Below are 22,642 nucleotides of genomic sequence, written 5' to 3'. Positions count from 1 at the left end.
TGAACAATGGTATAAGGATGACGGGAAGTGAAAGTGTTGGAAAAAACAAAACAGACAGAGAAAAGCCCTGCGCCGTGGCATGCTGTCCCGTGCGGGGATACAAAACCAATCTATATTTATTCAGCTTACAGTGAAGAAGAAAAAGAAAGATTTCCGTATTCAAACGGGCGGCTGATTGCCGCTGTATTTGACCTCAGCTCTTATTCGCAAAAAAGCAATGCCGCTTTGATGGCCGCTGCGCCTGAATTGCTGGAAGCGTCTAAAGCAGCTCTTGATTTTCTGAAGGGAAATGCTGTTCATTCAAAGGAGCGCATCATTCAGCTGTTAGAAAAAGCCGAAGCAAGCGCTGCACCGAAAAAGGGAGGAAAAGAAACATGATTCATCCTAAAAAACTGCTGCATATTGATTCCATCACGCTGGAGAGCCAGCTGGAAGACGGAAAAATCCGTGTCATTATTGTGGATGGCATCAAGCAAGAAGCATGGATTACAGAAGCGCCGGAGCATGGAAAAACGCTCGTTGAAACAAGAAAGGGCGACCTTGCCCGTGTGGAATTTGAAATCGGCTACAAGTTAAATTAAACGAAAACAGAATACGTCCAAGACGGAAAGCCTGCGGACACTGATCAACTGCACAGCATTTGTGCGTTGATTGGTGTCCGTTTTTTATTGCAAAAATGAGGAGGATCATAGAATGCAAGACTTACTATTTGAATATAAACGCACGCTCAAACAAACAAGAACACAATATAAACCGCTCGCTGAGGCAGATGAATCCGTGCTCTCAGCTGAAGAGCTGAAGGATAAAAAAATTATCAGAAATATAATTACTGATCTTGAATATGTAACAGAATGGCTTGAAAAAGGAAGACAGCCCGGCATCAGACGGGCGATTGACCGGCGTGATGCGTACCAGCGGCTTATGATTAAGGATCCGAGAATCATCGAATCATTTTCCAGCGCTATGATGTTTGAGCCGGACGGACAGGTATCAGAAGAAGACAGAGAGAGAATTCAAGCAGCATTAGCCCTGTTAACGGACAGAGAAAAAGAAATGTTTTTGCTGCACAAGGTAGAATGTTTTTCTTATGAACGGATCGCTGATCTTCTCGGCGTAAAAAAATCAACAGTGCAAACGACGATCAAACGGGCGATTGGAAAGATGCAAAGACAGCAGGAAGAATTGAATCGATCACTTGCATGAAAGCTTGTCATACGTTTGCCACCTATAAGTGAATAGAGCATGACACATAAGCGGCTGGGATAATCAGCCGCTTTTATGAATAAACAACCATGCTGGAGGTGGCGGTGATGCCGTAGCATGAAAACACAACAGCGCGAACAAGCATTAGCAATCTATCAACAACATCAAGGAAAGATCACAAATCGGGCGATCGCGGACACCATCGGCGTTTCCGCGAAAACAATCGGCCTCTGGAAAAAACAAGACAAATGGAAAGAGGCCCTGTTTTCTGCGTCCAAAAACGAACAAACACAGCGCCGGATAGACAACGATGAATTAAATGAACGCCAGCGGCTGTTTTGCCTGTATTACGTCAAAAGCTTCAATGCCACGCAGTCAGCAATCAAAGCGGGCTATTCTCCGGACAGCGCTCATGTGACGGGGAGCCGGCTCTTAAAAAATGAAAAGGTCGCTGCTGAAATCAGACGCATAAAAAAAGAAATGGTCAACGAGATGTTTATTGAAGCAATGGATGTGCTTCAGGTTTATATCAAGATCGCGTTTGCAGATATTACGGACTATGTGACTTTTGGAAAAAAAGAGGTCCAGGCTGTCGGGAAATCGGGCCCGCTGTTTGATGAAGATGATAACCCCATTATGAAGGAAATCAGCTTTGTCGATGTCAAAGACTCCGGGCTCGTTGACGGCACCATCGTGACGGAAGCAAAGCTTGGCAAAGAAGGCATTGCCATCAAGCTTGCAGATAAAATGAAGGCGCTTGAGAAGCTATCCTTATATTTTGATTTGTTTCCAGATCAATTTAAACAAAAAATTGAAAATGAGAAATTGAAGCTTGCCAAACAAAAAGCGGAGAAAACAGATGACAGCCAAGAGCCGATTGAAATTATGATCAAACGAAAAGAGCGCAAGTCATGATTGTAAAAGAAATCAACCCACATTTCGAAGATTACGTGTTCAATTGGGAGCAGACGTACCAGTTTCTCGTCGGCGGTTATGGATCATCCAAAAGCTATCATACCGCATTGAAAATCGTGTTAAAGCTGCTGAAGGAAAAACGGACGGCCCTTGTCATCCGCGAGGTGTTCGATACCCATCGGGATTCGACCTTCGCCTTGTTTCAAGAGGTGATTGAAGAGCTCGGTCTGACAAAAGCTGTGGCAGCCCTTTCTTCCCCGCTGCAGCTGCGATTTCAAAATGGCAGCCGGATCATGTTCAAAGGCATGGACAATCCGGCAAAATTAAAATCGGTTCATAACATTTCATTAATATGGATTGAAGAGTGCTCAGAGGTGAAGTATGAGGGATTCAAGGAATTAATCGGACGTCTTCGCCATCCTGAGCTGAAGCTTCATATGATCTGTACCACCAATCCCGTCGGCACCTCCAATTGGACGTACCGGCATTTTTTTCGAGATGAACGCAATAAACGGTTTGTGCTGGATGACAGCGAGCTTTATGAAAAGCGGACGATTGTGAAGGGTGATACGTATTACCACCATTCCACCGCTAACGACAATCTTTTTCTCCCGGAAAGCTATGTGAAACAGCTTGACGGACTCAAAGAGTATGATCCCGACCTGTACCGGATTGCCCGCAAAGGACGATTCGGCGTCAACGGGATCAGGGTGCTGCCGCAGTTCGAGGTGCTCCCGCATGATCAAGTAAATGAATGTATCGCAGCCATCAGCAAGCCGATTTTTCGTACAGGCATGGATTTTGGATTCGAGGAATCCTATAATGCCGTCGTCCGGCTTGCTGTCGATCCTGAAAAAAAATATCTCTACATTTATTGGGAGTATTATCAAAACAAAATGACAGATGACAGGACGGCTGAGGAGCTTCGTGAGTTTATCGATACACAGGAATTGATCAAAGCCGACTCGGCTGAGCCGAAAAGCATCCAATATTTCCGCCAGCAGGGCTTTCGGATGGTTGGAGCCAGAAAATTTCCTGGCTCGAGGCTTCAATATACCAAAAAGGTAAAACGGTTCAAAAAAATCTTCTGTTCGGACCGCTGTGAAAATGTCATCTATGAGCTCAACACGCTGACGTATGCTAAAGATAAAAACGGGGCTCTGATAGAGGATGAATTCACGATTGACCCGCATACGCTTTCTGCCATTTGGTATGCACTTGATGATTATGAGGTTGCTGATATGAAAGAGACAGCACACAAACGAATCCGGCCGAACCGAGAAAGGAGGAGGTCATAAATCATGCACAATCAAACAGTCAGAGCAACTGTATTTAAAGCCAATGCCGCCGCTCCTCAGACAAAGCAAATCTATGAAGATGACTTTTCTGAGCTGTACGGAGAGGACATTATCGCTCCTCCCTATAATATCCTCGAACTCAAAACCATTGCCGAATACTCGACCATTCTGCAGCAATGCATTGATGCGTACAGAGTGAATATTACGGGTTTTGGCTTCGATGTTGAGTACACATTTGATGTCAACGCGAGTGATGTCGATCAGGCAAAAAAGAAAAGAGCGGAAAAAGACTGGGCCAGACTCGAAGCCTTTTATAAATGTCTTCACTTTGATGAATCAGCTGAAATGATTTTAGGCTATGCCATCGAAGACAGAGAAAAAACAGGCAACGGCTTTATGGAAGTGCTTCGTGACGGGGCGGGAAAACCGGCCGGCATCGAATATTTAGATGTGAAATATATGCGTGTATGCGGAGCCGGTGAGCCTGTTGAGGTCTCATTTATATATGAAGAAAACGGGAAAATGAAAAGGATCAAAAGGCAAAAACGCTTCCGAAAATATGTGCAGATGATCAATGGAAAGAAAGTATTTTTTAAAGAATACGGCGATCCGCGAAAAATGGATATGCGCACTGGTGAATATGTAAACACATTGGCAGAGAAGCATCAAGCGAATGAAGCCATTCATCTCAAAATCGGAAGCGGCGTATACGGTGTGCCCCGCTGGATCGGCAATATTGTCAATTTATACGGAGCCCGAAAAGCAGAAGAACTCAATTTTATGTATTTTAAGCAGGGGCGCCACGTCCCCGCTGCGATTACAGTGGAAAACGGGATGCTGTCAGAAGCTTCTTACCGGGAGCTGCAGGAATACATGAATGATCTTGAAGGCGTTGAAAACGCCCATAAATTTCTCCTGATCGAAGCCGAAGGAATCGCAAAAGAAAAGGATCTCCACGGAGGCGAGGATATTACGCCGGTTTCCGTGGAAATCAAATCCTTGGCCGAAATTCTGCAAAACGACGCCTTGTTTCTTGAATACGATGAAAAAAGCAGAAATAAGCTGCGCTCGGCGTTCCGCCTCCCGCCGCTGTATACAGGCGAGGCCCAGGAATACAACCGGGCGACAGCGGATACGGCGAGAAAAATTACGGAGGAGCAGGTTTTTCAGCCGGAGCGAAAAACGCTCGTGAATAAACTGAACACACTGCTTTTGCCGGAGCTGAATATCCATGACGTCAGGCTGACATTAAAAGGACCGGACTTTCGTGATCCGCTTGAGATTGCGAAGGTGCTCGGTCCTTTTATTACAGCCGGAGCAGTCTCGCCGAATGATTTACGCGACCTTGCCGGACGGGTGCTTGGCAAAACACTGGAGGAGTGGCCTGAGGACATTTATAAACGGCCTGCAGGACAGGATGCGGAAAAGACAAACCTGACTGCGCTCATGCAGGAGCTGAAAGAAAGCATCGAAGATATCAAAACGTCCTGAAGGGAGGTGAATCAAGCAGGTGGCGCGCGAATTAAAGAATGCCAAAATCAGCTTTGTCAGTTATGTGGACAAGGCGGCTAACCAGACAGAATTTTTCTTTACGAAGTCAGCCAAACCTCCGTCATTTGAAAAAAAGGTTCGGCTGTTTACAAAAAGTGAGCAGGATGAACAAAAGCTCGTGTACGGAATCGTGTATGAGCCTAATGTTCCTGATGCCCACGGTGATTTTATGACCGCCGAGGAAATTGAAAAAGCGGCGCACGGTTTTCTCGCTGAAGCACGGGAGATTGATATCAATCACAGCTTTGAGGGCGGAACCGGCGTCGTGGTCGAGTCCTATGTGGCGCCCGATGATTTTATGATCGGGTCAAAGCGGATTACAAAGGGCTCATGGGTGCTCGTGACAAGAGCGTCAAACGAGGTGTGGGAACAGATCAAGGCTGGAATCATCACCGGCTACAGCATGGCGGGCACTGCAGATGTGTATGAGGAAGAACCGGTTGAAAAAGCGGGATTACTCAGTGTATTCAAGCAAATGCTTGCTGACAAAACAGGGAAGGAGACTGAAGAAATGAGAAAAGAAGACATGAAAGAATCATTCGAGCATGCGCTTTACCCTCTGCTCAAACGGCTTGAGCGGATTGAAAAAAACACAGACACGGAGGAAAAGCCGGAGCAGACGGGTGATGACGAGCGTCTGAAAAAGCTCGTTGAAGACATGCTTGCCCCGCTGATCGAGCGCATCGATGCTTTGGAAAAAGCGCGAGGCGCGTCTAAGCAGACAGCGGACGATACGGGCGGCAATACAGAGCAAGTCAAAAAATCAATCTGGAGCGGACTGCTGTAAAACCAGTCAAGGAGGAGGAAATCAATTGAGAAATCAAGAGATCATTCGGAAAGCGGAAATGTCGCTTTCTGCTTTAAAAAGCGGCGGGCTTATGAACCCTGCGCAAGCATCGGCTTTTATCCGCATGGTGCAAAACACGCCGACCATCTTTAGTGAATCCCGCGTGATTCAAATGGAAAACGACTCGCAAAAATTTGAGAAAATCGGCTTCGGCCAGCGTATTCTGCGGGCTGCGCAAGAAGGAAAAGCATTGTCAAACGACGAGCTGACAGTTCCAACGACAAGCACGGTCCAGCTAAACACGAAGGAAGTCATTGCGGAAATTAACATTACGTATGACACACTCGAAAACAACATTGAAAAAGACGGCCTGCAGCAGACAATCATGCAAATTTTAGCAGAGCGCGCAGCCGTTGATATTGAGGAGCTGATTGTAAACGGCGATACAGCATCAGCTGATCCATATCTGGCACAGCTGGACGGCATCCGTAAACAGGCGGTTTCCCATATCGTTGACATGAACGGTGAAGAACTGTCCAGAGCGACATTCAAAAAAGGCTTAAAAGCAGTTCCGCCAAAATATTTGCGCATCCCTCAGGAATTCAGATTCTATACGTCACACGGCTTAGAAGTTGAATGGAAGGACCGCGTGGCAGACCGCCAGACAAACCTTGGGGACCAGGCTGTTCAGGGCGGCTTGTCAACAGCATTCGGCGTGCCGGTCAAAGGGGTATCCAATATTCAGCCGTACACAGTCGGTGAGGGAGACGCGCAATATGACGCTTCTGATATCATTCTCACACATCCGAAAAATATCATTCTCGGCTTCTCCCGCAATATCCGAATTGAAGTCGACAAAGACATCCGCTCCCGTAAATTCATTATTGTCTTAACGGCCAAGCTCGACAGCAAGTTCGAGGAAGAGGATGCCTGCGCGAAATTAATTAACGTAAAAGAATAATAGAAACGGGGTGGTCAGCTCATGCTCATTGAACCGACTGACGTAGCCTCCTATTCGGTCTATGATCGGGTGAAGAACAGGCCGGAAGAACTGCTGGCGCAGGATATCATCGAGGCGGAGGCAGAGGCGGCTCTCATCACGGGCCACCGCTTTGAAGATAGCTTGTATGATCCGCTGCCCGGCAAGTTGAAGTTGGCTTTAGTAAAGCTTGCCCAGTATTTTGCGCTTGTCAACAGCGATGAATCTGCCTCATCAAGCTATCAGTCTGAGAAAATGGGGGATTATTCCTACACGGTTTCCGGAGAAGGCGGGATTCAGCGGCCAGAGGTGTATCATTTGCTCGAAGAGTTTATCACGCCGGGCTACGTCCCTGAATCCTCCAGACTGAAGGTGAGGTCTTTATGAGCTATCAGCAGATGCTCATTCATCGCTGTGACATTTATCATGAAGCAGCGCAAGCGCCATCTGCTGGCCGATTTGGGATTCCGGCAGATAGACTGCAGCCGGTGACTTCATATCCGGAGACACCCGATGAACAAGATGTCGCTTGTTATTTTACCGAAAAAACGCAGCAGCTGGTTCAGGAGGAGCCGGATCAAACTGTATATCACAGCTTTCTCGTCCATTTTCCGTTGTCAGCGGATATCCGCGTAAACGATAAAATCATTTGGGAGAATCATCAATATATACTAAAGCTGCCGAAAAGAATCAGACATCATCATTGGGAAGTCATCGCAGTCAGGGATGAAAGCCTATGAAAATAGCGGGATTGAAACAGCTAAACGCGGCATTAAAAGAAGCGGCTTCGGGCGGCTTTTCCCGACAGGCGACCCGGTGGCTTGAGGAGTGCGGGCAAGATTTTCTGGAGATCGTCCAATCTGAGCTCATCAGCACACAAACGGTTAATACAGAAAAACTGTTCCGCTCGTTCGAAAGAGGCACAAAGGACAATCTCTGGATTGCGCAAAGCGGCGGTCTTTCGCTTGAGGTGGGTACACAGCTTGATTACGCCTCATTTCTGAATGACGGCCATTGGACGTCAAAACAAGATGTGAGATGGGTGCCGGGACGTTTTCAAGGTTCGCAGTTTATTTATGATCCCGCGGCTTCAACGGGAATGGCGCTCAAGAGAAAATGGATCCCGGGCACGGGCTACTGGGATCATGCGCTGCTTTTATATGAACAGCTGTTTGAAAAATCGCTGGAAAGCAAACTGCGCCAGTGGCTGAAGAAGCTGTAAAGGAGGAGCAGGATGAACAGTGAAACAGGATCGATCATGGCATTTTTGTACAGCCAGTGGTCTGTTCCCATTTATGAACGCGAGCTTCCTGATCACTTTCAGGTGCCGTCGTTATACGTCCCATCGCCATCTGTTTTCGAAGAAACAGATACGGTCTCCACATTTAAAAAAACCTACAGTCTCAATGTGAAGCTGTTTCATCATGACTCCGTTCAGGCGCTGGATGAAGCGGACAGGCTCGCGGATGCCATCAGAGAAGCGAGAAACATGGTTCCGCTGCTCAGTGAATCCGGCGAGAAGACGGGGGATATGGTTCGCGTTACCCGAATTGAGACAAGGGTAGGAGACAGGGGCGAGGCGGTCATGGTGATCAGGTGGAGCAGCCGATATTATTATCACAAAACAGAACAGCCTGTCTTACAGGATATCGACATGAACAGCGGGGTGAAATAAGCGGTGGCAAAGAACAAACAACAGAAGAAGGCTGTACATACGGAGAGCCGGGAAGCTTTTTTTGATACAGCGGACTTGATTAAGCACGCGAAGGAACTGTTCGGCGTTAAGCCGGATATTCTTCAGGGGGCTTTATTTGGCGTGGATCAAACACGTATGACGAAATCAGAAGCCAATCAATTGATTCAAACATTTCTAACCAAGGAGGTCATGTCATCATGAATGGCGGAACATTTACAACAGGCAAAGAAAAAGAACGTGCAGGCATTTATTTTAACTTTAAAACAACGGCACAGGAGCGGGTATCACTCAGTGAACGGGGAACAGTCGCACTTCCGGTCGCATCAAGCTGGGGCGAAGCGAAAACGTTCGTCTCCATTTCAAGCGTTGAAGACCTAAACAAAAAAGTGGGTCTCAGCATTGATGACCCGTCTTTATTGCTGCTGCGTGAAGCGAAGAAAAACGCGAAAACGGTATTGATGTACCGTCTAACCGAAGGCGTCCGAGCGTCTGCTGATATTGCTGAAGGCGTTAAAGCGACTGCGGTATATGGCGGAACAAAAGGTAATGATATTATCATCCGCGTCAATCAAAATGTGCTGGATGCTGATTCTTTCGACGTGACAACATATATGGACGAATCAGAGGTTGACAAACAGACCGTCAAAAAGGCTGAAGAATTAAAAGCTAACGGCTATGTCACTTTTACCGGAACTGGCGATCTTTCTTCGACGATTCCTCTCACTGGGTCAGAAGGAGACACTGCCGGTGAAACGCTGAAAGCATCCGCGGGTATTCGTTTATCCGGAGGTACGGATAAAGCCCCTGTCAACTCCGACTATACAGATTTCTTAGCCGCGGCTGAAACAGAGAGCTTTGATGTGATTGCGCTGCCTGTTGCGGAGGGGGACCAGCTAAAGGCGACGTTTGCTGCTTTCATTAAACGCCTGCGCGACGGCCAAGGACATAAAGTGCAAGGCGTCACAGCCAATTATGCCGGTGACTACGAAGGCATCATCAACGTAACAGAAGGTGTCCTGCTGGAAGATGGCACGGAAGTTACACCGGACAAAGCAACAGCTTGGGTAGCTGGTGCGAGTGCAGGAGCAACCTTTAATCAATCACTTACATTTGTAGAGTACGAAGGCGCCGTTGATGTGTTACACCGCCTTGACCACGACACGATTGTTGAACGTCTGGGCAAAGGCGAATTTTTATTCACATTCGACGCCCGCGATAAATCCGTCAGTGTAGAAAAGGATATTAACTCACTCGTGACGTTCACAGCTGAGAAAAACAAGAAATTTGCGAAAAACAAAATCGTTCGTGTCCTGGATGCTGTGAATAATGATTTAACACGCGAGCTGAAAGCCTTAATTAAATCAAGAAAAGGCAGCGGGAGCGATATCCCGGCGTCTGAAGACGGCCTTCAGTATGTAAAAACGATGATCACGCAATACATGACAACGCTTCAGGATGCGGGCGGCATCACTGGCTTTGATTCCGATGAAGATATCACAATTTCAATGAATGAAGATCGTGACGGCTTCTTGATTGACCTGGCTGTACAGCCTGTCGACGCAGCAGAAAAATTCTACTTTAATGTGGAGGTAAACTAATATGGCATTAAAAGCACAAAACACAATTTCAGGAAAAGAAGGCCGCTTATTTCTCGATGGTGAGGAAATGGCGCACATCAAAACATTTGAAGCAAACGTTGAGAAAAACAAGTCTGAAGTCAACATTATGGGCCGCCGCATGACAGGCCATAAAACAACAGGGGCAAATGGAACAGGGACCGCGACGTTCTACAAAGTCACATCGAAATTCGTGCTATTGATGATGGACTATGTCAAAAAAGGCAGCGACCCTTATTTCACACTCCAAGCCGTGCTGGATGATCAATCCTCCGGCCGGGGCACAGAGCGAGTTACGCTGTACGACGTCAACTTTGACTCTGCCAAAATCGCAAGCCTTGATGTCGATTCAGAAGCGTTAGAGGAAGAAGTTCCATTTACCTTCGAAGACTTCGACGTGCCTGAAAAGCTTTCTGACACGTTTTAATCAAAACTGAAATAGCCATACGCAGACCTTTCACAGAAAGGTCTGTTTTTCATGATGAAATCAATCAAAAGACAAGGGAGTTTTTTACATGAGCGAGAAGAACGAAAACGTATATGATCTTTCCTTTTTTATGCCGGGAAAAACAATTGAAGCTGAGGAAATCAAAGTGCCGATCTCAAAGCGTTTTGTTGATAAAAAAGGGAACATCGTGCCATTTATTTTTAAAGCGATCACAACGGAGCGTATTGATGAATTGGAGAAAGAAACAACAACGTATAAAAATGTCAAAGGCAGAGGCCGTGTTAAAGATTTAGACAGCCAACGCTTTTATGCCCGAATCGCAGTTGAATCAACCGTTTACCCTGACTTCCGTTCAAAAGATCTTCGAGAAGCTTACAAAACGGCTGACCCGGTAGAAGTTGCGAAACGCGTCCTCTCAGTTGGAGGCGAATACGCGAACTGGTTAAACAAAGCGATTGAGATTAATGGATTCGAAGATGAATTAGAGGATCTGGAAGAAGAAGCAAAAAACTAATCAAGGATGGGCATAAAGAAGCCGTGTATCTCTACTATGCGATGCACGAGCTTCACTATTCCCCATCAGATTTATTAGCGCTTTATGAAGCGCCGCGCAATTTTAAGGCGCTGTTGTATGGACTGATCGGATATAAGCTCGATCTTCTTGAAAAACAAGCAAAGAAAGGAGGGGCATCGTAATTGGCAAAGCTGACAGCAAGATTTGACTTGGAAGACCGGGTAAGCAAAAAGCTAAGAAAGATACAAAATGGATTTAGAGCGCTTGAAAAGTATAGAAAAATGACGCAGCGAAATAGAGCTATCGATATACGAAAAGAAAGCAAAACTGTGTTAAGGACAATTGACCGCATACAAAAATCATTAAAGAAAAAGCTTGGCGCCCAAATGATTTCCATTTCAGCTGAGGATAACGCCAGCACTGTCATTCAGAAGGTTCAAACTCAATTGCAGGGATTGCCGGCATCGGTATCTATTAAAATTGGCGCCAGTGACCAAGCAACAGAAAAATTTGAACGACTAAGAGAGCTCGTTGCGGGATTTAAAGGATTTACGATAATGCTGAGTGCAGAAGACCAAATTTCGCCGGCTGTTCAAAAAATACAGCGTTATATGGAAAATGCACTTCAAAATGGCTACTCTGTTACAATACGCGTGATTGATCACGTCATGAAAACAGTCGGTCGCATTTCAGCCGGTATTGATGCCTTAACAGGAAAAGACAATAAATTGGAGCTGGCTATTAATGACAAGGTGTCAGATAAGCTGGATTCCTTGCAGAAAAGAATTGATAGTATGGGAAGCTCAGGTTCACCGGATAAAGCAGCTTCTTCAGCCGGAGGAAATGCCGGTGATATTGCAAGCATGTTTGATCCGGAAACGATTTTGACAGCACTGGACAAATTTGCTGCATCATTCATGGAAAAAGTGGATGAAATCGCCACAAAATTCAGCCCGGAAACAATCCTAACAGAGCTGGATAAATTTACAACATCGTTCATGAATAAGGTGGATGAAATCGCCACAAAATTCAGCCCGGAAACAATTCTAACAGAGCTGGATAAGTTCACAACATCATTTATGAGTAAAGTGGATGCGATTGCGACAAAATTCAGTCCAGAGACGATTCTGACACAGCTTGACAAGTTCACAACATCATTTATGAGCAAGATGGATGCAATTGCGACAAAGTTTAGTCCAGAAACAATTCTGGCACAGTTGGACAAGTTCACAACATCGTTCATGAGCAAGGTGGATGCAATTGCGACAAAGTTCAGTCCAGAAACGATTCTGGCTCAGCTGGATAAGTTCACCACATCATTTATGAGCAAAGTGGATGCAATCGCAACGAAGTTCAGCCCGGAGACAATTCTGGCACAGCTTGACAAGTTCACAACATCGTTCATGAGCAAGGTGGATGCAATTGCGACAAAGTTTAGTCCAGAAACAATTCTGGCACAGCTTGACAAGTTCACAACATCGTTCATGAGTAAGGTGGATGCAATCGCAACGAAGTTCAGTCCGGAGACAATTCTGTCCCAGCTGGATAAGTTCACCACATCATTTATGGGCAAAGTGGATGCGATTGCGACAAAGTTCAGCCCGGAAACGATTCTAAAACAGCTGGATAAGTTTACAGGCTCATTTATGAAGAAAGTAGATGAAATCGCAAGTAAATTCAGTCCTGAAGCCATTTTTAAACAATTGGATAAGTTTACAGGCTCATTTATGAAAAAAGTAGACGAAGTCGCAAGTAAATTCAGCCCAGAAGCTATTTTTAAGCAGCTGGACAAATTTACAGATTCCTTCATGAAAAAAGTAGATGATATCGTAAGCAAATTCAGCCCGGAAACCATTTTTAACGAGCTTGACAAGTTTACAGATTCCTTTATGAAAAAAGTGGACGATGTCGTAAGTAAATTCAGCCCGGAAACCATTTTTAACGAGCTTGACAAGTTTACAGATTCCTTTATGAAAAAAGTAGATGATGTCGCCAGCAAATTCAGTCCAGACGCCATTATTACTAAAGCGGAAGACTTTGTAACAAATATTGTTGATAAAATCTCAGAAAAATTTAATTTTCTGAATCCGGATAAAATCGCCAATAAAGCAGAAAAGTTTTTTGATAATATTGTCTCGAAAATCGCAAAGAAGTTTGAGAAATTCAGCCCTGATAAAATTATTGAAAAAGTGGGAGAGTTTTTTGAAAAGATTATAAAAGGCATTGCTGAAAAACTGGGGAATCTGGATTTTGGGGGACTGCTTGGCGGCAAATCCAGCGGAAGCAAAGGCAAACAAAAAGCCTCAAAAGCCAATACAAATAACTCAACTTCAAGCAACTCAAACCGCACTAAAAAACCTTCTATGAACCAAAAAGCGTCAGGTTCTAAATCGAAGAAGTCAGGCGGCAAATGGGGCGGGGCTTGCGGATGCTGCTGTGCCGGAATCAGTACAGGCAAAAGCAAAAAAGTTAAAAATAGAAACGGTTCATCAAACAAAGGCAATAAATCAAATCCTGTGAGTACGCCTAAATCTGCAAAAGCAGCTAAAGGCGGATCAGGCAAAGGTTTTTCAGGCCTTCTGAAAACATTGGGAGAATCAAAAGGTTTGAAGGGCGGACTGAAGGGCTTAAAAGGAGCCGCAAAAGGAATACCAGGATTAGGCGAAATATTGTCTCTTACAGACCTAGCCGGAATCAATAAGGATAATGCCGGTGAAAAGGTAGGTTCAGCCGGCGGAGGTTTAGCCGGAGCCGCTGCAGGAGCGGCTATTGGAAGCGTTGTGCCTGGAGTCGGAACCGCTATTGGCGGAGTTGTAGGAGGAATTGCCGGCACTTTCGGCGGTGAAAGTTTAGGTAAGGCAATTGATGCCGGCGCTCTAGAAGATACATGGAACAGCATCACAGAGGGTGCGCAAAATGCCTGGTCAGCCATTCAGGATACTTGGGGAACTGTATCAACATGGTTTATGGATAATGTCTGGACGCCAGTGTCAACCGCAGTTGTGGGTGTAGCAACAAGCATATGGTCCAACATCGTGAATGCTTGGACAACGATCCAAACAATATTCAGTACTGTATCAACATGGTTTATGGACAATGTCTGGACGCCGGTTTCATCAGCAGTTGTAGGTGTAGCAACAGCAATATGGTCTAAAATCGTAAATGCATGGACGACAATTAAAAATGTGTTCAGTACAGTTGCTTCATGGTTTATGAGTAATGTGTGGGGGCCAGTCAAATCTGCTGTAATAGGAGCGGCAACTACAATCTGGGATAAAATGACTGGTGCTTGGAATAAGATTAAGAGTGTTTTCAGTACGGTATCGGGATGGTTCATGGATACAGTTTGGAACCCGGTCAAAAATACAGTCTCAGATGTAGGCAAGGGAATTTCTGATGCTTTCAAAAAAGCGATAGACACAGTCAAGAACATTTGGAAGGGTCTGAGCGGCTGGTTTAAAAAGAATATTCAAGAACCTCTTACAAAGGTTGGAGAAGCCATTTCAGATGCTTTTTCTAAAGCGTTCGGCTGGGTGAAGCAAATCTGGGATAAAGCTGGCGGCGTAGCTAGTAAAGTGATTAATTTTGTAACCGGCGGCGGAGATCCGAATAAAGGGAAGGATCCGGATAAAAAGGCCACAGGCGGCTACATCACCAAACCAACCATCTCGTGGATCGGTGAAGCCGGCAAGGAATTCGTTATCCCGGTCGATAACAACCGAGGCCGAGGGAAGATGCTTCTTTCACAAGCGGCGTCTAAGCTGGGTATGCAAGTCGTAGACGACATGGGTGCGGCTTCGTCTTCCGGTGGAAGTCCGGTATCTGTTTCAGGAGGAGCAGCTGCCAGTCCGTTATCAGGATCAGCCTCCCCTACAATGGACACTGCAAATCTTACAGGCCAAGCATCCGCACTCGGAAACCAATTTTCAGAAGGCTTTGGTAAAGGCATCAGCAATCAGCCGGTTAAATTGGAAGACTGGAAAAAGAAAAACATCAATACGCCATTTACACAAATGATTTCTGCTTCACCAAACTACGGAAAACAAATGGTGAGCGGCTATGCCAAGGGCCAAAACGGTACAGCAACCGGAACAGACGGCTTTTTGCAATCAAAGGTCAAAACACCGTTCCAAGCTACTGTAAACAAATCGTCTTCATGGGGGACAGGTACGGTCAAAGGCTTTGCACAAGGACAAAACTCAACCCAAACAGGAACTGCACAGTATGTGAGTACACATGTTGACAAACCGTTCCTGCGGTCAAAAGACACATCCAACAGCTGGGGCTCCGGCTTGATTGGAAACTTTGTGACAGGCATGAATGCTAAATCCAGTGAAGTGAAACAAGCTGCAAAGGATATGGCAAAGAGAGTAGAGCAGGCTTTCCGTGAGGAGCTAGATATCCATTCGCCTTCCCGCGTTATGATGAGCTTGGGGCGTTTTGCTTCAATTGGTGTTGTCAAAGGCCTTGGCTCAGTAGATGTAAAGAAATATGCTGAAAAACAAGCTGGATCACTGGCTGCTGCCTATTCCGGAATGGGCGCGATGAGCGGGAACGTAAAACAGTGGATTATGGCTGCTCTCATGGCTACAAAGACACCAATAAGCTGGCTGCCGGGACTCATGACGATTGCGCAGCATGAATCCGGAGGCAACCCGAATGCAATCAACCTATGGGACAGCAACGCTAAAGCGGGGCATCCGTCACAAGGGCTGATGCAGACCATCCCAAGCACCTTTAATGACCATAAAGCACCGGGTATGGGTAACATTAAAAACCCGATTCACAACGCTGCTGCCGCAATCGGCTACATCAAAAGCAGATACGGCTCTATTGACAATGTACCTGGTATTAGAAGCATGAAGCATGGAGGTCCTTATGTCGGTTATGCCAACGGCGGACTGATTACAAAAGAACAAATCGCCCGTGTCGGTGAAGGAAACAAGCGGGAATGGATCATCCCAGAGGAACGGGGCATACGCGGTCGCTACCTTCTTCAGAGAGCGGCACAGGCTCTTGGTATGGAAGTGACAGATCCGTCTCAATCCCAGCAGTCTGAGCTTTCTTCAGGACAAGTTTCAGCTGTTACATCCGGTTCACGGCAAACGATACAAACAGCCGGAACGAAAGAAATAAAGATTGAGTTTAACGGCGATCAGCATTTTCATAATGATCAGGACGCTGATAGCTTGGTAGCAAAAATCAAGCAGGCATTACTTGATGAATTACAAAAAGACATTAACACTGGAACAAAGGGGGTCGTGGCTTTTGACTAAGTCTGTCTATGAATTTTGGATATCACAGGGAAAAGAAAAGCTGCGATTCCCTGTTCTTCCTGAAGCGATTGATATAGCGAATAGTGTACAAAATGACTCAGTAAAGATAACAGGACTGGGTGAACTAACGTTTATTGAAGAACCCGGAGCGAAAGAAATTTCATTTTCTTCTTTTTTTCCAAAAAAGTATACGCCGATAGCTGAATATCAAAATCTCCCGTCTCCGGAAAATGCCATTGCGAAAATTGAAAAATGGATGAAGGCTAAAAAGCCTGTTCAATTTTTAATTACGGGAACTAAAATCAATATGGCATGCAGCATTGAAAGCCTTAAATATAGTGAAGGAGACAAAGAGATAGGGGATCGAGATTTTGATATTGTACTAAAAGAATACAAAACCGCTTCCCCCCGAAAAATCAAGCGGAAGAAAAAAACAAAGGCAAAACGCCCGTCGAAGGCTTCCCCGAAAACCTACACAGTGAAAAAGGGAGACACGCTGTGGGACATTGCCGGCAGATTTTACGGGAACAGCACGCAATGGCGCAAAATTTGGAACGCCAATAAAACAGCAATGATTAAACGAAGCAAACGAAACATCAGGCAGCCGGGCCACTGGATATTTCCCGGCCAAAAATTAAAGATACCGCAATGAAACAGGTGATGTATGATGATAGAACTGTTCGTCATTAAAGACACAGAGTGGCTTGAACTGGTGGCAGAAAGTGTATCGCTTGAAGGCCATCGTTATCAGGCGCCGCGCTCCATTGAAGCGACCATTGTCATCAAACAGGGCGACCAGACGTATTACAGTGTCTCAGAAGGAGATACGGTCTTGTTTAAATGGAAGGGAAAAGAGCTTTTTCGGGGCATTGTTTTTGCAAGAACCCCGGACGAGCATACGCTTGCCTTCAGCGCATATGATATGCTTCAGTACCTGGTCAAAAACCAGGATATGTACGTGTTTTCCAATCAGCGGGCCGACCAGATCATCAGAAGGATTGCCAATGATTTTCAGATACCGACAACCTCGATCGCGAACACAGGCCATACGATCAAAAGTCTTGTCATTAAAAATGATACGACATTGTATGACATCATATTAAAAGCGCTGAAACAGACGAAAAGCCAGACAGGGCGACATTACCAGCTGTATTCGGAAAAAGGAAAGCTCGGCCTGCGCGCGTGGCCAGATCCGTCAGAGGTATGGGTGCTTGAAACGGGTGTCAATATTACGGGTTACCAATACAGCACTTCTATAAACGACACTGCTACTCGGGTGGTGCTTCGCCGGCAGAAGGACAATAAAACATATAAAGCCTCTGCCAAGGACAGTTCAGGCTTAAATAAATACGGTGTGCTTCAATATACGGAAACGGTCACAGATGACATCAACCAGGCACAGCTTCAGCAGCGGGCAGATGTACGCCTAGCTGAAAAAAAAGGCGTGAAAAAAGAACTGAAAAATATTCAGGCAGTGGGCATCCCGGAAGTGCAGAGCGGCTTACCCGTCTATATTTCTATTCCGGAGGCCGGAATCAAGAAAACCTATTGGGTAGATACGGACCGGCATGAATTTAAAGGAACGAAACATACGATGACGATCGATGTTGTCGAAAAGAATACGATGCCGGAAGGAGTATCCTGATGAGATTAAGTGAGGCTATAAAACAGTTGGCTGTTGGTGCAGTTGACGCTGAGTCTCCGGTGGAACTGCTCCCGGCTGAGATCGTTTCGGTTTCTCCTGTGGAAATCAAATTAAAAGAAAACAGCAAACTGATCATACCGGCAGACGCCATCATTATCCCAAAACGGATGAAATCCGGAGGAGACGATGCACTCGAGCCGGGGGATCGCGTCATGACCGCGGCTCTGACTGGCGGTCAATCGTTTTTTATTTTAGATAAAGTATAGACAAACCGCTTCAATCGAAGGGGTTTTTATTTAGCTTGTAAAAAGGAGTGGGCATCATGGCCCTGACACCAGAAGTGGAGTTTGAGGATTTTGAAGATGAGAGCGAAGTCATTGAAACCTCGAAAACGTACAAAATAGATTTTGAAAATGGAAGAATTACGAATGAGCTGATTACCGGTCTTGAAGCGATCAGGCAATTCGTCTATATCGCCTTACAGACAGAACGCTACGCGTATTCCGTATACAGCCATAATGTCGGAAATGAGCTTCAGGACGTGCTGACAGATCATGAAACGACTGATGCGTATAAAAAGATGGAGATTCCGAGACTGATAGAAGAAGCGCTGGTTTATGATGACCGGATATCGGCTGTAACAGATTTTGAGATTGAAAAACAAGGCGACGCGTTTCATGTGTCCTTCGTGGTGGAGACGGATGAAGGAACGCTTGAGATTGAGGAGGTGATTGGCGAAGATGTTTGAAGATCAGACTTTTGAAGCGATTATGGAGCGTATGCTGAACAGCATTTCTGCAGATATTGACACAAGAGAAGGCAGCGTCATTTATAATGCGTTAGCCCCGGCGGCGGCCGAGCTTGCGAAGTCTTATATATGGCTGGATACTGTGCTTGAGCTAGTTTTTTCTGATACCGCGCAAGGCGAATTTTTAGACAGGCGTGCAGCAGAAGCGGGAATTGAACGGACAGCCGCGACAAAGGCGGTCAGAGCGGGAGAGTTTACATCTGGAGTTACTATTCCTGTCGGCTCCCGCTTTTACGTGGATAATCTTTATTTTCAATATACGGCAGACGGGACGCTCATCTGTGAAACACCTGGTGAAGCGGGAAATGCCAACCTGACCGGGCGCAATTTACTATCATTGGATACCATTCCCGGTTTAGAAACGGCCATTGTCAAAGAAATCCTAATTCCGGGACGCGAGGAAGAAGGAGATGACAGCCTGCGGGAACGGTATTTTACAAGGGTTCGTCGGGAGGCTGTCAGTGCCAATAAAATGCATTATAAGGAGTGGGCTGAAGAAGTGGACGGTGTGGGGAAGGCAAAGATCTTCCCGCTTTGGAACGGTGAAGGCACGGTTAAAATTGTCGTCACGAATGCGAATCTTGAGCCCGCTTCTCCTATTTTAATTCAAAAAGTGAAAGATTATATCGACCCTGAACCAGGGCAGGGAGAGGGACAGGCGCCAATCGGAGCCGTAGTCACAGTGGAAAGCGCGGTCTGGAAGGAAGTTGAGATTTCTGCCGAGGTGCTGCCAGAGATCAATCACTCAATTGATGAAGTGAAGTCAGAAATTGAGGAAGGCGTTTTAAATCTCTTTAAGAAAATGGCGTTTGAAGACAACGTCATCCGTCTTTCTCAAATTAACAATATTGTCTATAATTCGCCGTCAGTCAGTGACTACTCCAATATTCAAATCAACGGCACGTCTGAAAATCTGGTGCTGAGCGACGTGGAAATTCCTAAGCTTGGGCAGGTGAAGATTATTGAGCAAACAAGATGACATGAGAGCTTATCTGCCGCCGTTTCTCACTAGCCTTAAAGAAATGGCTGAGCTGCTGAAAGCGGAAGCGCCTGAGTTTGATAAACAGAATAACAGCATATTTGATCTGACGGATCAGCTATTCGTGCCGACGGCGACATGGGGGCTCAGTCGCTGGGAAAAGATTTTAAACGTCCCGCGTGAATCAGGCGACACAGATGAGATCAGACGATTGCGGCTCATTTCCAAAATGTCGAACATCCCGCCAATCACTTACAAGGCCATTGTGCAGGCGGTGAATCGTTTCTTGAAAAACCCGTCTGCACAGGTCCGTCTGCTCCCCGGTGAATACCGCTTTAACGTAGATATCAATGTTGATGACCTTCAGCACATGAATGAGCTGATCGAAGCGATAGAAAACATGAAGCCTGCTCATTTGGCGTATACGCTCAGAGGCGGATTAAACGAGACGCTACAAATCAAAGACACAGTCATCCTGAATCACCGCAGATACCGAACAGCCAGTGAGCTGAAGGTCGGTTATTCTGTCACCCTTAACAACAATGAGGTGGTTTTAACTTGATTTCAACCATATACAGAGAACGTACAGCGGCAGATCTGAAAAGCAGAATTGATCACGTGCTGCTCAACGGCCAAAAAACAGAAATAGTAGAACTCACCATTGACGGAGCGACAGTCACCGTCCTGACAAAACGTGAGGAAGACATCAAGCATATCGAAACGGTCCAAATTTTTGACGAGCAGGGCAATGTGATCACTGAAAGAAAGACTGACCTGGACGTCAGCGAAAACAGAACACTCGATTTCAGATTTACTTTTGAGGTGGTGTAAACATGGCATACGAAGAAAAAACAGACTGGCTTCCGGACGACCCCATCAACGAAGACGACGTCAACCGCTGGGAAAAAGGCATAAAAGACGCCCACACAGACCTGGCCGCCCACAAAAACGACATGAACAACCCCCACAACATAACAAAGGCGCAAATCGGGCTGGGGAATGTTGATAATGTGCAGCAGGCGGCTAAGAAGGATTTTGACAAGCATATTTCAGATGAAACCATACACATTTCATCCAGTGAGAGAACAAAGTGGAACAACGCACAATTAACTAAGTTAACTGATGAAAAAGGAAAATATCTAGCAAGCATCCAAAACGGTCTGGATTTTCACAAGATTGTGGAAGAATTGGATCAAACCTTTTTCTTTTATACTGATAAGACGGGAATCAATACCCCACCGTTTGCCACTAGAGGATTGTATATTGGCTACAAATCTTATGGAGAAGCTTTGGCAATGGATTATGAAGGAGGTACATGGCGAAAAACCCTGAATGATTCCGGCTGGACTGATTGGGTTCAATTAGAAACTTCAGAAGGCGCTCAATTTAAGGTGAGGAACCATGAAGAAAAAACTGAAATACATGTAAATAAAAGCGATAAAGACAAATGGAATTCGGGACAGTTATTTAAAGTAACTGCCGATAACGGGACACAAAAGATTAACCTGTCATCTGGATCTTTTTATGATTCGCTCAAAGATGTTGGGACTGTTACTTTCTATGGAACAAACGCGGTCACAGATAACCCGTCAAACACAAGTCTTCGAGGTATGCAATTGGTCGGTCAGCTAGGAATAGGCATTGGATATGCTGTGGATGTGAGAGGTAACGCTTGGTGGTTTTTCTATAACGCTAACGATAGTGCGATCAATTGGTATCAAATTGAGTCTACAACGGATGCGCAGTCAAAGATAGATGAACATGCCAATAAAACAGATATCCATGTAACACAATCTGATAAAGACAAATGGAATAATGCACAATTATATAAATTAACTGATACTCAAGGCTGCCGAACTAAAATCCCAGATGGAACTGACTTATTAACGCTGCCATCTGGCTTTTATTATGCATTAGGGAATGTCATAATAAACAATCCTGTTTCAGGAGATGGATCATGGTATAACTATGATGTAATCGAAACAGGGAGTGGCGGGCGAAAAACAATTTTGGCCTCTAAAAGTTATGACGGAACCTATTGGACGGCAACGATCCATACAGACGGCGTGTTTAAAGGTTGGAATAAGATCGAGACTGAGGCAAGTGCTCAAACCAAAGCAGATAAAGCGCTGGCTGATGCTAAAAACTATGTTGACACAAATTATACAAATCAAAAGTTAACTGTACTTACAGGCTCTAGTGCAATTCAAGACGCAAGAACTGGAGGGAATGAATATCCTCCGGGGTTAACTTTAATGGATATTGGGCAAGGTAATACAACTGGTTATCCGCTAGGTTATGGAATCGTCAAAAATGAGAAATATCATGATTATAGATTTACTCAATATTTTTACGGTACAGGAAATGAATCAAATAGTTATATTGATAGTACTGGAACGTGGGTTCGTCACTGGTGGAGTGGTTCAGGCTGGACTGCGTGGCAAAAGATATCAGGATTTGCTCATGCTAATATTGGGACTACTGGGCGTCAAGCTCTGATTAAAGGAGAAAATAACAAAATTAAATATAACCGTATTATAAAAGATAGCCATAAATTGTTTGATACAAAAAACAATAGGTTTGTAGCCAGCCATGCAGGAATGCATCTAGTCAGTGCTAGTTTATATATACAGAATACTGAACGATACTCCAATTTTGAATTATATGTTTATGTAAACGGCACAAAGTATAAATTAATGAATCAATTTAGAATGCCTACCCCTTCCAATAACAGTGATAATGAGTTTAATGCAACTGTTACTGGATCTGTTACAGTTCCGCTTGATGCAGGAGATTATGTTGAAATTTATGTTTATGTTGGTTATTCCGGGGATATAACACGATATGTTACAGATTCGAATGGAGTTCTCAATTATTTTGATGTTCTGGAGCTTGGCGGAAGAAATTATCCGAGAGTTTAGGAGGTA

The 22,642-nt window shown here is 45.2% G+C and carries 26 protein-coding genes; all 26 read left to right on the top strand.

All coding sequences use genetic code 11. From position 1 onward, the window contains the following. Nucleotides 1-27 precede the first annotated feature (27 nt). The 26 genes from QA442_RS15740 (at nt 28) to QA442_RS15615 (ending at nt 22,636) form a co-directional block, all read left to right on the top strand. A complete protein-coding gene (locus QA442_RS15740; RefSeq protein WP_014663639.1) occupies nt 28-378 on the top strand; it encodes a hypothetical protein in 351 nt (116 codons plus the stop codon). Further along, entirely contained in the window at nt 375-581 is a 207-nt protein-coding gene (gene xtrA / locus QA442_RS15735; RefSeq protein WP_071580556.1) for a phage-like element PBSX protein XtrA, read from the top strand. The genes QA442_RS15740 and xtrA overlap by 4 nt, the downstream gene beginning before the upstream one ends. Nucleotides 582-693: 112 nt before the next feature. Further along, nucleotides 694-1,203: a sigma-70 family RNA polymerase sigma factor gene (locus QA442_RS15730; RefSeq protein ID WP_014663641.1), complete on the top strand. Its 510-nt coding sequence runs from the start codon at nt 694-696 to the stop codon at nt 1,201-1,203. Between the two features lie 117 nt (nt 1,204-1,320). Further along, nucleotides 1,321-2,118: a phage terminase small subunit gene (gene xtmA, locus QA442_RS15725; protein WP_040083376.1), complete on the top strand. Its 798-nt coding sequence runs from the start codon at nt 1,321-1,323 to the stop codon at nt 2,116-2,118. Further along, nucleotides 2,115-3,416: a PBSX family phage terminase large subunit gene (locus QA442_RS15720; RefSeq protein ID WP_095432561.1), complete on the top strand. Its 1,302-nt coding sequence runs from the start codon at nt 2,115-2,117 to the stop codon at nt 3,414-3,416. Before xtmA ends, QA442_RS15720 begins: the two co-directional genes overlap by 4 nt. A 3-nt stretch (nt 3,417-3,419) precedes the next feature. Then, nucleotides 3,420-4,907, top strand: coding sequence for a phage portal protein (locus tag QA442_RS15715; RefSeq protein WP_069149437.1), 1,488 nt, complete (start codon nt 3,420-3,422; stop codon nt 4,905-4,907). A 19-nt stretch (nt 4,908-4,926) separates the two neighbouring features. Continuing rightward, complete coding sequence (locus QA442_RS15710) at nt 4,927-5,754, top strand: XkdF-like putative serine protease domain-containing protein (RefSeq protein WP_071580559.1); 828 nt, start codon at nt 4,927-4,929, stop codon at nt 5,752-5,754. 25 nt (nt 5,755-5,779) lie between these two features. Beyond that, entirely contained in the window at nt 5,780-6,715 is a 936-nt protein-coding gene (locus QA442_RS15705; RefSeq protein WP_003232690.1) for a phage major capsid protein, read from the top strand. A 21-nt stretch (nt 6,716-6,736) separates the two neighbouring features. Further along, on the top strand, nt 6,737-7,120 hold the full coding sequence (yqbG, locus tag QA442_RS15700) for a protein YqbG (RefSeq protein ID WP_071580560.1): 384 nt from the start codon (nt 6,737-6,739) through the stop codon (nt 7,118-7,120). Further along, nucleotides 7,117-7,473 carry a YqbH/XkdH family protein gene (locus tag QA442_RS15695; RefSeq protein WP_014663647.1) on the top strand — a complete coding sequence of 119 codons (357 nt, stop codon included), beginning with the start codon at nt 7,117-7,119 and terminating at the stop codon, nt 7,471-7,473. The genes yqbG and QA442_RS15695 overlap by 4 nt, the downstream gene beginning before the upstream one ends. Next, nucleotides 7,470-7,955 (top strand): HK97 gp10 family phage protein, encoded by a 486-nt coding sequence (locus tag QA442_RS15690; protein ID WP_095432560.1) that lies wholly within the window; start codon nt 7,470-7,472, stop codon nt 7,953-7,955. Before QA442_RS15695 ends, QA442_RS15690 begins: the two co-directional genes overlap by 4 nt. 12 nt (nt 7,956-7,967) lie before the next feature. Then, nucleotides 7,968-8,408 (top strand): phage tail terminator family protein, encoded by a 441-nt coding sequence (locus tag QA442_RS15685; RefSeq protein WP_040083370.1) that lies wholly within the window; start codon nt 7,968-7,970, stop codon nt 8,406-8,408. A 3-nt stretch (nt 8,409-8,411) separates the two neighbouring features. Continuing rightward, nucleotides 8,412-8,630: a YqzN/YkzM domain-containing protein gene (locus QA442_RS15680; protein ID WP_095432559.1), complete on the top strand. Its 219-nt coding sequence runs from the start codon at nt 8,412-8,414 to the stop codon at nt 8,628-8,630. Further along, entirely contained in the window at nt 8,627-10,027 is a 1,401-nt protein-coding gene (locus QA442_RS15675; protein ID WP_095432558.1) for a phage tail sheath family protein, read from the top strand. The genes QA442_RS15680 and QA442_RS15675 overlap by 4 nt, the downstream gene beginning before the upstream one ends. Before the next feature lies 1 nt (nt 10,028). Beyond that, nucleotides 10,029-10,472, top strand: coding sequence for a phage tail tube protein (locus QA442_RS15670; protein ID WP_003232677.1), 444 nt, complete (start codon nt 10,029-10,031; stop codon nt 10,470-10,472). 88 nt (nt 10,473-10,560) lie between these two features. Continuing rightward, the gene (locus QA442_RS15665) at nt 10,561-11,007 is read left to right on the top strand and encodes a phage tail assembly chaperone (RefSeq protein WP_014663652.1); all 447 of its coding nucleotides are present in this window, start codon (nt 10,561-10,563) and stop codon (nt 11,005-11,007) included. A 41-nt stretch (nt 11,008-11,048) separates the two neighbouring features. Continuing rightward, complete coding sequence (locus tag QA442_RS15660; RefSeq protein WP_003220596.1) at nt 11,049-11,189, top strand: hypothetical protein; 141 nt, start codon at nt 11,049-11,051, stop codon at nt 11,187-11,189. 681 nt (nt 11,190-11,870) lie between these two features. Beyond that, complete coding sequence (locus QA442_RS15655) at nt 11,871-16,283, top strand: transglycosylase SLT domain-containing protein (protein WP_481125106.1); 4,413 nt, start codon at nt 11,871-11,873, stop codon at nt 16,281-16,283. After that, nucleotides 16,276-16,935 (top strand): LysM peptidoglycan-binding domain-containing protein, encoded by a 660-nt coding sequence (locus QA442_RS15650; RefSeq protein ID WP_014663654.1) that lies wholly within the window; start codon nt 16,276-16,278, stop codon nt 16,933-16,935. The genes QA442_RS15655 and QA442_RS15650 overlap by 8 nt, the downstream gene beginning before the upstream one ends. A gap of 15 nt (nt 16,936-16,950) precedes the next feature. Next, nucleotides 16,951-17,928: an XkdQ/YqbQ family protein gene (locus QA442_RS15645; protein ID WP_071580564.1), complete on the top strand. Its 978-nt coding sequence runs from the start codon at nt 16,951-16,953 to the stop codon at nt 17,926-17,928. Next, complete coding sequence (locus QA442_RS15640) at nt 17,928-18,194, top strand: DUF2577 family protein (RefSeq protein ID WP_071580565.1); 267 nt, start codon at nt 17,928-17,930, stop codon at nt 18,192-18,194. The genes QA442_RS15645 and QA442_RS15640 overlap by 1 nt, the downstream gene beginning before the upstream one ends. 56 nt (nt 18,195-18,250) lie before the next feature. Then, nucleotides 18,251-18,676 carry a DUF2634 domain-containing protein gene (locus QA442_RS15635; RefSeq protein WP_071580566.1) on the top strand — a complete coding sequence of 142 codons (426 nt, stop codon included), beginning with the start codon at nt 18,251-18,253 and terminating at the stop codon, nt 18,674-18,676. Further along, nucleotides 18,669-19,715, top strand: a complete 1,047-nt coding sequence (locus QA442_RS15630; RefSeq protein ID WP_003232669.1) for a baseplate J/gp47 family protein — start codon at nt 18,669-18,671, stop codon at nt 19,713-19,715. Before QA442_RS15635 ends, QA442_RS15630 begins: the two co-directional genes overlap by 8 nt. Beyond that, complete coding sequence (locus tag QA442_RS15625) at nt 19,699-20,277, top strand: YmfQ family protein (RefSeq protein ID WP_095431473.1); 579 nt, start codon at nt 19,699-19,701, stop codon at nt 20,275-20,277. The genes QA442_RS15630 and QA442_RS15625 overlap by 17 nt, the downstream gene beginning before the upstream one ends. Continuing rightward, a complete protein-coding gene (locus QA442_RS15620) occupies nt 20,274-20,546 on the top strand; it encodes a hypothetical protein (protein ID WP_014663660.1) in 273 nt (90 codons plus the stop codon). The genes QA442_RS15625 and QA442_RS15620 overlap by 4 nt, the downstream gene beginning before the upstream one ends. Nucleotides 20,547-20,548: 2 nt before the next feature. Further along, nucleotides 20,549-22,636 carry a terminase gene (locus QA442_RS15615; protein WP_095431472.1) on the top strand — a complete coding sequence of 696 codons (2,088 nt, stop codon included), beginning with the start codon at nt 20,549-20,551 and terminating at the stop codon, nt 22,634-22,636. Nucleotides 22,637-22,642: the final 6 nt, after the last annotated feature.

This window comes from Bacillus stercoris (genome assembly GCF_029772985.1).
Taxonomy (GTDB): domain Bacteria; phylum Bacillota; class Bacilli; order Bacillales; family Bacillaceae; genus Bacillus; species Bacillus stercoris.
This window is presented reverse-complemented; position numbering and strand designations above follow the sequence as displayed.